Source organism: Nocardia sp. NPDC058519 (genome assembly GCF_042719755.1).
GTDB lineage: Bacteria > Actinomycetota > Actinomycetes > Mycobacteriales > Mycobacteriaceae > Nocardia.
In genome coordinates this window covers 1-12,625 of sequence record NZ_JBHXNK010000058.1, presented here as the reverse complement: position 1 = coordinate 12,625, position 12,625 = coordinate 1, and the positions used below count along the sequence as shown (strand labels likewise).

At 66.1% G+C, this 12,625-nt stretch carries 12 protein-coding genes and 1 pseudogene; 8 read left to right on the top strand and 5 right to left on the bottom strand.

The annotated features are described in order from the left end of the window. Positions 1-118 precede the first annotated feature (118 nt). Complete coding sequence (locus tag ACFWPK_RS34075; RefSeq protein ID WP_378922917.1) at positions 119-397, top strand: hypothetical protein; 279 nt, start codon at positions 119-121, stop codon at positions 395-397. 64 nt (positions 398-461) lie between these two features. On the opposite strand, the gene ACFWPK_RS34070 is transcribed toward ACFWPK_RS34075, so the two are convergent. Then, positions 462-908: an NUDIX domain-containing protein gene (locus ACFWPK_RS34070; RefSeq protein ID WP_378922915.1), complete on the bottom strand. Its 447-nt coding sequence runs from the start codon at positions 906-908 to the stop codon at positions 462-464. Positions 909-1,017: 109 nt separating this feature from the next. Between ACFWPK_RS34070 and ACFWPK_RS34065 the strand changes: the two genes are divergently transcribed. Genes ACFWPK_RS34065 through ACFWPK_RS34055 form a run of 3 tightly spaced genes read left to right on the top strand, consistent with a single transcriptional unit; the run spans position 1,018 to position 1,691 of the window. Then, positions 1,018-1,224: a hypothetical protein gene (locus ACFWPK_RS34065; RefSeq protein WP_378922913.1), complete on the top strand. Its 207-nt coding sequence runs from the start codon at positions 1,018-1,020 to the stop codon at positions 1,222-1,224. Positions 1,225-1,228: 4 nt separating this feature from the next. Further along, positions 1,229-1,375 (top strand): hypothetical protein, encoded by a 147-nt coding sequence (locus ACFWPK_RS34060; RefSeq protein WP_378922911.1) that lies wholly within the window; start codon positions 1,229-1,231, stop codon positions 1,373-1,375. 1 nt (position 1,376) lies between these two features. Continuing rightward, complete coding sequence (locus tag ACFWPK_RS34055; protein ID WP_378922909.1) at positions 1,377-1,691, top strand: hypothetical protein; 315 nt, start codon at positions 1,377-1,379, stop codon at positions 1,689-1,691. Between the two features lie 105 nt (positions 1,692-1,796). Here ACFWPK_RS34055 and ACFWPK_RS34050 read toward each other — a convergent pair whose 3' ends face one another. Further along, the gene (locus ACFWPK_RS34050) at positions 1,797-2,198 is read right to left on the bottom strand and encodes a hypothetical protein (RefSeq protein ID WP_378922907.1); all 402 of its coding nucleotides are present in this window, start codon (positions 2,196-2,198) and stop codon (positions 1,797-1,799) included. A gap of 118 nt (positions 2,199-2,316) precedes the next feature. Further along, a complete protein-coding gene (locus ACFWPK_RS34045; RefSeq protein ID WP_378922905.1) occupies positions 2,317-2,469 on the bottom strand; it encodes a hypothetical protein in 153 nt (50 codons plus the stop codon). A 227-nt stretch (positions 2,470-2,696) separates the two neighbouring features. Between ACFWPK_RS34045 and ACFWPK_RS34040 the strand changes: the two genes are divergently transcribed. After that, positions 2,697-4,985: a S8 family serine peptidase gene (locus ACFWPK_RS34040; protein ID WP_378922903.1), complete on the top strand. Its 2,289-nt coding sequence runs from the start codon at positions 2,697-2,699 to the stop codon at positions 4,983-4,985. 44 nt (positions 4,986-5,029) lie between these two features. Here the strand turns inward: ACFWPK_RS34040 and ACFWPK_RS34035 are convergent. Then, a pseudogene (locus ACFWPK_RS34035) lies at positions 5,030-6,001 on the bottom strand (helix-turn-helix transcriptional regulator). Between the two features lie 63 nt (positions 6,002-6,064). Here ACFWPK_RS34035 and ACFWPK_RS34030 point away from each other — a divergent pair. Together ACFWPK_RS34030 and ACFWPK_RS34025 are read left to right on the top strand one after the other, a co-directional pair. Then, entirely contained in the window at positions 6,065-7,207 is a 1,143-nt protein-coding gene (locus ACFWPK_RS34030; RefSeq protein WP_378922901.1) for an epoxide hydrolase family protein, read from the top strand. Positions 7,208-7,295: 88 nt separating this feature from the next. Beyond that, a complete protein-coding gene (locus ACFWPK_RS34025; protein ID WP_378922899.1) occupies positions 7,296-7,550 on the top strand; it encodes a hypothetical protein in 255 nt (84 codons plus the stop codon). 55 nt (positions 7,551-7,605) lie between these two features. Here the strand turns inward: ACFWPK_RS34025 and ACFWPK_RS34020 are convergent, their stop codons facing one another. Then, positions 7,606-8,721: a serine hydrolase domain-containing protein gene (locus ACFWPK_RS34020; RefSeq protein ID WP_378922897.1), complete on the bottom strand. Its 1,116-nt coding sequence runs from the start codon at positions 8,719-8,721 to the stop codon at positions 7,606-7,608. A 502-nt stretch (positions 8,722-9,223) separates the two neighbouring features. On the opposite strand from ACFWPK_RS34020, the gene ACFWPK_RS34015 reads away from it, so the two are divergent. Further along, positions 9,224-12,535 (top strand): protein kinase, encoded by a 3,312-nt coding sequence (locus tag ACFWPK_RS34015; RefSeq protein WP_378922895.1) that lies wholly within the window; start codon positions 9,224-9,226, stop codon positions 12,533-12,535. The last annotated feature ends 90 nt before the right edge of the window (positions 12,536-12,625 follow it).

Below are 12,625 nucleotides of genomic sequence, written 5' to 3'. Positions count from 1 at the left end.
CCGACCCGAAACCCTTCGTCTGGCGCAAAACCGCGGAGGAGATCCTGGAATCACTCGCTAAATATCTTCAACGGATTTCAGGTGCAGGACACTAGACACCGGCATCAACGTCTCGACGTTGCGCGCCATCCACGTGCGCCACGAACAGGTAGGCGCCAGCTACGCCCTACACCACAGCGCCATCCACGCCGTCGTCGCCGAACCAGGCACGGTGTCGCTAGTGCTACGCGGACCGGCAATCAACGACCGATTCCTGGTGATGGACGCCAAAACCGGTCGGTCGTGGTGGCAGTACGGCGCGACCAAGGAATCCCTCGAAGCCGCCGCGAGAAAACGTATGTCGCCGCAGCGACTCGAGGAACTGATCGTCTTGCTCGGACAGTGGGATCTCATCTGAGTGAGGCCGGGGAACGGTGGGGTCGTCGAGACAGCCGTGAGAGGCGGCGCCCCCACCGTGACCACTACCAGCCGTACACCGACATGGCCTCCCCGGAAGCAATGCGATCCAACGCTTCTCGACAGTAGGGGATCATCTCGGTCGGCAACGAGTCGACGCCGAACCACTTCAGTGCATCGCACTTGTCAGGCTCACGGTTCTCTGGCACACCCTGCCAACGAGTGACCCGGAAGAAGAACGCCACTCGCCCGCCCGATGAGGAGTTGTGCATGACGTGCACGAACTCGACATCGCCCGGCGCGATCTCGACACCGATCTCCTCGGCCGCTTCCCGCACGAGTGCGTCGACTACGGATTCAGCGGCCTCGAGATGCCCCGACGGCGGGTGGTAGGCGCCGTCGGCATACCCCGTGTTCGCACGCCGACCGAACAAAGTTCGACCCTTTTCGTCGATGAGCAGCAAATGCACGTCGCCGATCAATTTGTGCCGCTCAACGCTGGCCACAGCCATGACAACCCCACTCTCTCGATACGCCGCCCGACCTGGGCGCGAGCCGACCGTAGGTCAGCCACCACCAAATGACTATGCGCCCGACGTATACCGCACCTCGGAGTACTTCATGACGACCCAACCCACGCTCTACCGCCGCGGTGACCAGCTGCGCATCCTGCCCCGTCGCACCCCCGACAACGTCTGGGCCGTGATCACCTTCGGCCAAGCGGCAAGGCTTGGACGCCGCGACTCCCGCCTGCCCGAACGCCAACGCACCGGATATCACCGCCAGGACTTCGCTGCCGCCTCCGGCCGACATCGGTTGGGGCAGTGACGATATGGATCCGATCAACTCGCTGGACTTGTACCGCACCGATGCCGAATCTGCGGAGTTCATGCTGCTATTCGATCTCGGCCACGCCATTCAGGAGCTCGCCGAACACGGCCTATTGACGATTACAGACGACCAGGCGCAAGGAGCGTGACGTGTTCTGGGTATTCATCAGCGTTCTTGCACTTGCTGGTGGCGCCGTCGTGCTGCTCGCCAGCATTCTGCCTGTAGCTCCCGGCGATCTCGATCCCAATAGCCTCCTCGTCGTCCACCGTCGTCGGGTACGACTGCTACCCGAACTGGCGCCGCTAGACCACTCCGCGCCCGAAGTTCTGATGACCGTCACTCAGGCACACTGCGCGCTGCAGGTCCACGTCGCATGTCCGCCTCGGCTATGCCCAGCCAAGGCGATGGCGATGGCAACTCTCGAGGCCAACAACCGCCGCTTTCCTAGCAAGACGATCCTTTGACCAGCATTCAGGAGTCACCGATGCTGCCGCCATCGACCTGTACCCGTACACCGACTCCGCAGGGAGCCGGTGTACGGACAACTCAGCGACGCCGTGAATTACCGGTCACATGGCTTGCGCTGAGGCGTAGCCGTAGGTCGAGCGGTCCTCGTCGCGGGCAACCAGTTTGCCGTTCACGTAAATCGCGGCGTACGCGTAATGGGCGTCGGTGTGAGCGATCGCGGACCAGGTGAACGATTCGCTGGCGAACCGCACGTCGACGTTGCGGCACCACCGGTCACCCTCCATGGGCTCGGTCAGCGTGACGACCTCGTCGCGCTTGCCGAGGGAGTCGTAGTAGGTGATCTCGTTGCCTGCCTGCACGTCGGAGCAGAAGACGTAGCGGACGCTGGCGTACGCAGGAACGTCGGCGGCGTTGGCAACGCCGGTGCCCGCGACAACGGCCCCGGCAAGGGCGCCTCCCGCTCCGATCATCGCGACAGTGCGCCGGATGGCAGACCGTGTCATATCGAGTTGTCCTTTCGCGAAACGATGTGCCGGCGGAATCCTCCCGTCAGCAGCAGTCCGCACGATGTACTTGCGTCGAGCGAACCGATCATTCAATCAAACTGCGGTGGTTAACTTTTCAGGCACCGATGCGCGGACGACTCGGCCCTGTGGCTTGCGATGCGCCACAGTTCTTCGGTTCGGCGATGCACACCTTCTCCACGAGCCCCGTCTGCTCGGCCGGCACCAGCACCCGCCCGGCCGGTGACATGAGGCTGTCGTCGTCGAACACCCCCGACCTAGCGGCAAACCTATGCGAAACTGGCACTCGAAGCTCCATCCCGAGCTGGGCCGAGTGCTGTGCGAGAACTTCAATCTTTGCGGTTCACAAGGCATTTTACTCATTGCGACACACACACGAACCTGCACGCCGGTGGATCGAGGCCAAGTCTCCGGACTCGCCGGAGCGGTTCGCACCGCTCATCAGCTTCGGACAAACATTCGTGGAGGGAGTCGGATATGGATCGCACGATCAAAGTGATCGCGACGAAGTCTGAGCAGGCCGAGCTCGCGCGGGACTACACCGTGATAGCCAACTACGACGCGTTCGCGTTGGTACAGGTCGATGAGGCAACGGCTCGAGAGTTGAGTGAGCGGTACCTCGTCGAGGACATCACCGCGCAGTACGAGATTCCACTCGGACCGACCGCGACAGACTCGATCGACACCAATCTGCCTCGGATCACCGGCGCAGGGCGGCCTTCAGCCCATCCCGCCTACCAGCGCACCCGGCGTCTGGGCGCCGGGCCGCACCACTACCTCGTCCAGTTCGTGGGTCCGATCAAGCCGGAATGGCGCTCAGCCGTCGAGAACGCGGGTGCGTCGATCGTCGATGCCCGTTCGGGTTTCACGCTGGTCGTCCGCGCCACAGCCGAGCAAGTCGCGGCGATCGCCGCGTTGCCGGCGGTACGCTGGGCCGGTCATCTGCCCGACCGCGCACGCCTCGACGTGACCACCGATTCCACGCTGCCCCGAACGAAGTTGCTCCCCGACGTCTTCACGGTCGAGTTCTTTTCACCGGCCACGGCGCGCGCCGCCAAGGCAGCGATTCGCAAACTCGGACTCAGGATCATCGGAGATGGGTCGGCGACGCTCATTGTCGAGGCGCCGCAGGGCACCGACGCCGCTCGGCGAAAGCAATTGGCCGACCTGTCGGCTGTCCATGGTGTGCGGATGGTTCGGAACCGGCCGATCAATCGCATCAGCAACGACGTCGCCGCGGGAATCATGCGCGGGACCGCGGCAACGCTGGGTGGGGTTTCCACTCTCGACGGTGACGGCGAGACGATCGCCGTGTGCGACACCGGGTTCGACACCGGCTCCACCTCACCCGTACACCCCGATTTCGGGGGCCGCGTCAAAGCGGTCATGAGTTTTCCGATCACGTCGGAATTCGCCCCGTACATCAACAACGCCGGCGGCGATGACGGAGCTTCCGACCTCGACTCCGGCCACGGCACCCATGTCGCAGGATCAGTGCTCGGCGACGGCATCGCGAGTACGGCGGTGCCAGGGCAACCGGTAATCCGAGGCCTGGCCACCAAAGCCAAGTTGGTGTTCCAAGCGATCGAGCAAGCCTTGGACTGGAAGAACCCCGCGTTCGTCGCGAAGTACGGTCGTTATCTGCTCGCAGGAATTCCGGTGGACCTCGCCGACCTGTTCGAACCCGCGTACAACAAGGGCGCGCGCATCCACACCAATTCGTGGGGCGGGGGCGACCCGGGGGCGTACGACGATCAGTGCCGTGCCGTCGACAAGTTCATGTGGGAACACCCGTCCTTCTGCATCCTGTTCGCCGCAGGCAACGACGGTAGCGACTCCGACGGTGACGGCGAGATCAACCTGGGGTCCGTCACCTCGCCGGGCACAGCCAAGAACTGCCTGACGGTCGGGGCGAGTGAGAACCTGCGGCGCTCGTTCGACAGCGAGAAGTACGGCAACTGGTGGCCGGGCGACTACCCGGCACCGCCGTACAAGAGCGCTTCGATGGCTGACAACCCGGATCAGGTCGTCGCGTTCTCCAGCCGTGGCCCGACCGCGGACGGGCGAATCAAACCCGACGTCCTTGCCCCGGGCACGTGGATCCTGTCGACGAAGTCGACGATGCTCAGCACCACCGCAACAGGCTGGAAGCCGTTCCCGGGATCCTCGAAGTACTTCTACATGGGCGGCACGAGCATGGCCACGCCGCTGACCGCGGGCGCGCTCGCGTTACTGCGCCAGCATCTTCGCCGCGACCACGGCACCGCGACGCCGTCGGGTGCGCTCCTCAAGGCGGCGGTGATCGCTGGTGCTCGTCGCCTGCCGGACACGGCGCCCGCAGGCACCTCGGCCGACAACCACCAGGGCTTCGGTTGCGTCGACGTGGCTGCCGTCGTTGCCCCGACGGCACCGTCCACACTGCTGGTGAGTCAGGGCAAGAAGGTGTCGACCGGACAACTCCGTACCCTCGAGATCGACGTCACCTCGGCAGCTGTTCCGCTGCGGATCGTGCTCGCCTACAGCGACTTCCCCGGCGAGACGTTGGTGAACAACCTGAATCTCGTTGTCCGAGGGCCGGACGGAGCACCAAGAGTCGGAAATGCCGGGGAGGGCGCCGGACTCACGATGGACTCGACCAATAACGTCGAGGTCGTCGAAGTCGGCACACCCGCGGTCGGTAAATGGACGATCGACGTCATCGGCTCGAACGTCCCGCAGGGGCCTCAGCCCTACGCGCTGGCGATCCTCGGCGCGGCAGCCGGCTAAGTCCCAGCCGGAGTCTCCGGGGATGGAGCTCACCGGCTTCCCCATCAGTCGGGAATCGGGCGGTCGCCGCCACCCGCGGCGCGGCGGAACCTCGTCGCGAGACGATCGAACGCCACCGCTAGCTCGTCTCCGTCGATCACCTCGATGTCGACGTCGAGCTGTGCCATCGACAGCGCGAGCCGGTCCGGGTCGTTGGAACCCAGCTCGACACGGCACGTGGACTCGTCGAGCGCGACGATATCGACCGGGACGGGGATCTTCGCGGCGACCTCGGCGGCGGGAGCATGTACGAGTACCCGCGCGCGGTACCTCCAGGCCGCCTTGCTGACGCGTCCGACGACGTAGTCGACGACATTGTCCGCCGGGATCACCCGCGGCCGGAACCGCGCACCCGTCGGTGCGTGCGCAACCATGCGGTCGACACGAAAGACCCGCCAGTCGTCACGGTCGAGATCCCACGCGAGCAGGTACCAGAGCGGCCCCCAGCTCACCAGCCGTTGTGGTTCGGTGTGGCGGGCCCCTTCGGCGCCCCCGTGCTTCGTGTATCCGAACCGGAGCCGTTCGTGGCCGCGGATCGCGGCGGCGACCGCGCCGAGAACCGAGAGATCAAGCGGCGGTTCGGCTCCTGGAACGACGCTCATCGCCTCGCGTACCGCCTCGACGCGCCGACGCAGGCGCGAGGGCAGTACTTGCTCCAGCTTCGCGAGCGCGGTGAGCGATGTCTCTTCGACTCCGAGCCTTCAAGTCGCGACCGCACCCAGTCCGACCGCGACGGCGACGGCCTCGTCGTCATCGAGCAGCAGTGGGGGCATCGCCGTCCCGGCGGCCAGCCGGTACCCGCCCGCGACGCCGGGGCGCGCGTCTACGGGGTAGCCGAGCGACCGCAGCTTGCCGATGTCGGCGCGCACAGTCCTCGTGCTCACACCGAGCCTGCCGGCGAGCTCGGAGCTCGTCCAGTCACGCTTGAGCTGGAGCAACGACAGCAGTTCGAGCAGGCGAGCCGAGGTCTCCAACATGTTCTCGATCATTCCAGCAATTGCGGAAGCTAACCTGCCGCATTACCTGTGAATGTGGATGTCATGAACGAGAACAACGCACTCACACCCTTCCGCGTCGACATTCCGCAGGCCGATATCGATGACCTTCGCAACCGGCTGACACACACGCGCTGGCCGATTCCCGTGCCGGGCCGAGACGATCGCACCGACTTCAGCCGGGGCATCCCGCTGGTGTATCTGCAGGAACTCGCCGAGTACTGGCGCGACGGGTTCGACTGGCGTGCGCAGGAGGCGCAACTCAACGAGTACGAACAGTTCACGACGGTCATCGACGGCCAGACGTTCCACGTCGTCCACGCGCGATCGGCGAACCCGCAGGCCACCCCGCTGATCCTGAGCCATGGCTGGCCGGGCTCGTTCGTCGAGTACCAGCGACTCATCCCGCTACTGGCCGACGAGTTCCACGTGGTCGTCCCGTCGCCGCCCGGCTTCGGGTTCTCCACCCCGCTGTCAGGGACCGGTTGGGAGCTGGCCCGGACGACGGAGGCCTATGCCGAGATCATGACGCGTCTGGGCTACGAGAGGTTCGCGGCCCACGGCACCGACATCGGCTCGGGCATCATCGGCCGCCTCGCGGCGCTGCACCCCGAACGCGTCATCGGCACGCACACCGGCGCCGACCGCCGGTTGCTCGCGTTCGTCGGCGACAAGCTCCCTTATCCCGACGGTCTGTCCGAGGACGAGATGGCCCAGATCGAGGCAGTGCGCACCGAGAGTGCGGCCGATCGCGGGTATCTCGAGATGCAGAACCACCGTCCCGACACGATCGGCGCGGCGCTCGCCGACTCGCCGGTCGGTCAGCTCGCGTGGATCGCCGAGAAGTTCAAGACCAGGGCCGACGGCGACCACCGGACGCCGGACGAATCGGTCGACCGCGACCAGCTCCTCACGAACATCAGCCTGTACTGGTTCACCCGCAGCGGCGCGTCGAGCGCGCAGTTCTACTACGAGGGTGAGCACTCCGGACTCGACTGGGTCATGGCCGCCGAGGTGCCGTCCGGGTGGGCCGTGTTCGACACCCACCCGCTCATGCGCCGCGCGGTGGACCCGTGGAAGGCGATCGGCCACTGGAGCGAGTTCACCGAGGGCGGTCACTTCCCCGCGATGGAGGAGACGGAGCTGCTCGCGGACGACATCCGCACCTTCTTCCGCGGCATTTCCTGACTCGGCACGCGAGAATCAGAAGTCGATCCTGACCGCCACCACTCCCGACCCCGAGTGGTGGCGGCACACTCCAACCGCGGAGCCGAACATGGACACCCCGGATAGCACTACCCGCGCAACAGCCCTGCGAACAGCGCTACGGCGCCTCGTACTAGGCGCGTTTGTCTGCACCGCCCTGTTGATCGTGCTGCTCGTCGGCAAGGCGGTGCTCAGCGCCACCGGATTGTCCTTCGATCCGCACGGCTATGGAATGTTCGCGGCGATCCTGTTCGCGACGGTCTTGCTACCGGTCGCGCTGGCGCTGTGGCTGCTGTACCGATCGATGCAACGACGCGGCGATTGACAAGCTACGCAGCAGGCCGTGAGCGGAGGCGCCGGATGGGAATTCGACACAGGCCCTAGGGCGCCGAGCAAGCGGCAGTGTCCAAAGCGCGGGAGCCTGCGTGGTAGCGATCGTCCATCAGGTCTTGGTTGAGCACGATGGTTACGGCGCGGCCGGTAGTGGGGACTACGCCGTCGTAGGTCACCGTGCCCGAGAGGCCGCCGGTGTGGCCCCAGAGTTCGTTGCCGCAGGACATGGTGATTCGTGCCAGGCCGAGGCCGTATGCCCAGTTGGTGTCCACTCCGGTGGGCCGCACGTTTGTCATTTCGGCCAATTGGGCGGGTGGGAGCAGCTTTCCGTCCAGCAGGGCGATGAAGAAGTGGTTCAGGTCTGCGCCGGAGGCGACCATTGCGCCTGCCGCGCCTGCCCACGATACGTTCTGGCTGGTGTAGTCGACTCGAGCGCCGCCGATTTCGGTGTATCCCTTGGGATGTGGGCCGCGGATGTCGATTTCATCGAGGCTCGGGTAGTAGGTGTTGCGCAAGCCGAGGGGCTCGATTATCCGGTAGGTGATCTCGGTGCCGATCGGATTTCCGGTGATCTTCTCGATCACCATCCCGGCGATGGCGTAGTTCGTGTTGGAGTACGCCCATTGCGCACCGGGCTCGAAATCGGCGGACGCGGTGAGCGCGTTACGGATGGCTTCGGCGATATCCGTTGTCCCCCATCGGACTTGCTCGGTGAGGCCGGCGAGCTGGCCCGGCTTGGGTGGCGCCCCGAACTCGGCCGCGTATTCGGGGAGTCCGCTGGTGTGCTGCAACAGGTTTCGGATCGTGATCCGATTGCCGTCGATGCCCGGCCCGTGCACCACGCCCGGAAGATACCGTTCCACCGGCGCATCCAACTCGACCTTGCCCTCGGCCACCAATTGCAGCATCACGGTGGCGACGAATGGCTTGGTATTGCTGGCTATCCGGAGCCGAGCATCGTCGGCGAACGGCTCGCCGGTAGCAATATCGGCGACACCCGCGGTGGCTGTCCAGGTGTGGCCGTTATCGGTGATTACCGCCTGAGCTCCCGGATAGCCATGGCGCACCGCATTATTCAGCGCGGTGGTGATCTGTGCCCGGCCAGCTTCCTCGGCATCGGGCGAATTGTCCACGCCGCACGATGTGGCAATCAAGACCGTCATCCCCAGCATCGCAAGTTTCATCCGCATCCCATGAAACTAGGGAGAACGGCCTGCCACGAGAAGCCTGCCGACTCCCCGATACCCGGTGGTGCTGGCACTACTACCGGTGATTACGCGCGCACTGGGCTCGCGAGAGCCGACCCAACCACAGCCGAGATGACGTCGCGCTATCACTGAAATCGAGGCCAGAACCCTCGGCGCGCGGCTGCCGAGTGACCTGTTGCGCTGGCACTCGTCGAGCGTCGCTCCGGACGGGCTGCGAACTGCTGTCGGCCCCCGGATGCGCAGCCCACGCGCACACCATCAGCGGCGAAGGTGCACGCATCCTCAAGGGCTGCCCCCCGGTCGGCCGCGACACGGCGCGAACGCGTGACGCATCGGCGGTTCAAATTTCGCCTGAAGCCGGCCTGACGAACGTCGGGGACGGTGTCCACCGAGTTATCCTCGGTAGAGGCGAGCGCATCAGCGTCCCGCCGGGAGGCCGTGACCGAATCGAGCCGAAATGGCCGACAACATGCCGACCCAGCGCAGCTCGGCCTCGGGGATTCCGGCGGAATTGACCGCCGAGGGCTTCGAGGACGCCGAGGAGATCGGGCGCGGCGGTTTCGGAGTGGTCTACCGGTGCGCACAGCCCGACCTGGACCGCGTCGTCGCCGTGAAAGTGCTGACCGCCGAACTCGACCCCGACGGACTCCAACGCTTCGTACGCGAGCAGCAGGCGATGGGCAGGCTGTCCGGCCATCCGCACATCGTCGCGGTCTTCCAAGCCGGCACCACCCACGGCGGACATCCGTACCTGGTCATGCCCTATCACGCACGTGGCTCGCTCGAACAGCAGATCCACACCCTCGGACCACTCGACTGGTCGGCGATCCTGCGGCTCGGTGTCAAGATGGCCGGCGCGCTCGAGACCGCGCACCGGGCCGGCATCCTGCATCGTGACGTGAAACCGTCCAACATCCTGCTCAGCGACTACAACGAACCCGAACTCACCGATTTCGGGATCGCCCGGATCCAGGGCGGCTTCCACACAACCACCGGAATCGTCACCGGCTCCCCCGCCTTCGCCGCACCGGAAGTACTGCGCGGCGCACAGGCCACCGCCGCCGCCGATATCTACGGCCTCGGCGCCACCCTGTTCTGCGCGCTCACCGGCCATGTCGCCTATGAGCGGCGGGTGGGTGAGCAGGTGCTGTCGCAATTCCTGCGGGTGTCCGCGCAGCCGGGGCCCGATCTCACCGACCAGGATGTGCCCGACGAGGTCAGAGCGGTCATCGAGCACGCGATGGCCACCGAACCCCGCGACCGGCCCGACAGCGCCGCCGCTCTCGGCGCGGAACTGCGCGAGGCGCAGCGCAACACCGGCGGCGAGGTCGACATACTGCGGATTCCGAGCACGGTGCGCCCCGCCACGGTACCGATCGCGCTGCCACCGCGCGCACACGAACAGACCACCGCCCCACCGACACCGGCCACGAAGTACCGCCCGCCTACCCCCGCGCGCGCCACCCTCGCCAGAAAACGCCTGCTCGAGCACCTGCGCGCGAGCGAACGTACCCGGCTCACCGCCATCCGCGCGCCCAGCGGGTTCGGCAAGACCACCCTGGCCGCGCAGTGGCACGACGAATTGATCGAGCACGGAGCGGCGGTCGCGTGGCTGACCGTCGACGAGGACGACAACAATGTCGCGTGGTTCCTCACCCATCTCGCCGAGGCGATCCGCCCCGCCGTCCCCGAACTCGCCGACGACCTCGACCGGCTGCTGGAAGCCCACCCCCACGACCCGACCCGCGCCGTACTCACCGCGCTCATCGACGGCCTGCACGCCGGCGATCGTCACGTGACCCTGATTCTCGACGACTGGCAGCGGGTCACCGATCCGGCTTCGGTGGCGGCGGTGCAATTCCTGCTCGAACACGGCTGCCATCACCTGCCGCTGGTCGTCACGAGCACCGCCCGGATCGAATTGCCGCTGAGCAGACTGCGTATCCACGGTGATCTCGCCGAAATCGATGCCACGACAATACGTTTCGACTCCGACGAGGTACGTGCATTCCTCGCCGAAGCGGGCGGCGTGCACCTGGCGACCGAGGAGATCATCGCGCTGGCCGACGCAACCGACGGCTGGGTAGCGGCGCTGCAGCTGACAGTGCTGGCGCTGCGCGCGGGCGAGGATCCGGCGCATCTGATCGATAGCCTCGGCGCCCACCCCGACATCGGCGCATTCCTCGCCGAGAACGTGCTCGGCGCACTGGATCCGGACACACTCGACTTTCTCATGACCACCTCGATCTGCGAGCGGATCTGCGGTGGACTCGCCACCGCGCTGACCGGGCGTGCCGACGCCGCTGACGTGCTCGCCGAGATCGCCGACCGCGGGCTGTTCCTGCTACCTGCGAGCCCCGGTGGAGATTGGTACCGCTATCACCAACTGTTCGCCGGGTACCTGTGCCGTCGACTGGCCCAGGACAGACTCACGGAGATCGCACCGCTGCGGTTGCGGGCCGCGGCGTGGTTCGCGCGGCATCATCTGCTCAATGACGCGGTCGAGCACGCACTGGCGGCCGGTGACCCCGAGCACGCGGCCGAACTCGTCGAGCAAGGCGCGGGCTACCTTCTCGAAAGGTCGAGAATGGTGACGATCCAAGGCATTCTGGCCAAACTGCCCGCCCATGTGTGCCTCTCGAGGCCACGCATCCAGCTGTTCGGTGTATGGATCAACCTGATCTTGCGCAGGCCTGAGGCCGCCACGGCATCGCTGGCCCGATTCGAAGCCGCGATGGCCACGGCCCGCCCCACTGAATCCGAGCGTATCGATCTGCGCGCGGAAGCCGATGTGGCGATCAGTGTCCGGGAGATGTTCGCCGACCGGGTGTCGGAGCTGGATGGTTTGATCGGTGACGCGCTGACCCGGCCCGACGACTTCTCCCCGCGGATACCCGGTGTGGCGGCCAATATCGCCGCCTATGCGGCGATCCAGCGCTTCGACTTCGCCGAGGCGCGACGCTGGCAGCTCTGGGCCGCGCCGTATCACGAGGCCACCGGCCCGTTCCTGTCGATGTACGGCCGCTGCTTCGCCGGACTCGCCGCCAGGGAACAGCTCGACATCACCGGTGCGGACGACCTGCTCACGACCGCGCTCGACACCGCACACGCGACGATGGGTCCGGCCTCACACGCGTCTCGTCTCGCCTGCGCCCTGCTCGGGGAATTGCGTTACGAGACAGGCGACCTCGATGCAGCCGAGGAACTCCTGACACGGAGCAGAGAAATCGCGGCCGAAGGCGGTGGCGGCGTGGACTTCATGCTGGCGACCTACGCCATCGGTGCCCGGGTCCGTGCCCTTCGCGGCGACCGTGACGGCGCGAGAGACCTCCTCGACGAGGGCATGGCGCACGCCGAACGCCTCGACCTGCACCGATTGGCCGCGCGGATGAACAACGAACGAGTTCGGCTCGGCTTCGCCCTCGATCCCGGCCCGGCCGCGGCGATCCTGCGATCTCGGATGATCCGGCGCGACAACAGAATTGCCACCACCATCGACGAACTCGACGAGGACTCCGCCATCCGGCTGCTGTTGGCTGATCCCGGGGACGATGAGCACCGGCTCGCGGTCGATCGGGCCACCGCTCTCGTCGCGGGAATCGACGCGGGCCGCAGACCGATGGCCGCTCTCCGGGCGGGGCTCCTACTCGGGAGCGCGCTCAGGAGGGCGGGCCGCGCGGGCGAGGCGGAGCGAACCATCGCACCACTGGCGCGGCGATGCGAGCGCCTCGGCCTGATACGTCTACCGATGGATGCATCCGCGCCCTAGGTCATGTCTCCCAATAGCTTCAGCCATTCGACCGTGAGGGCCATGACGAACCCGGCCCGGTAAGTGCAGGCCAGCTTGTCATAGCGAGTT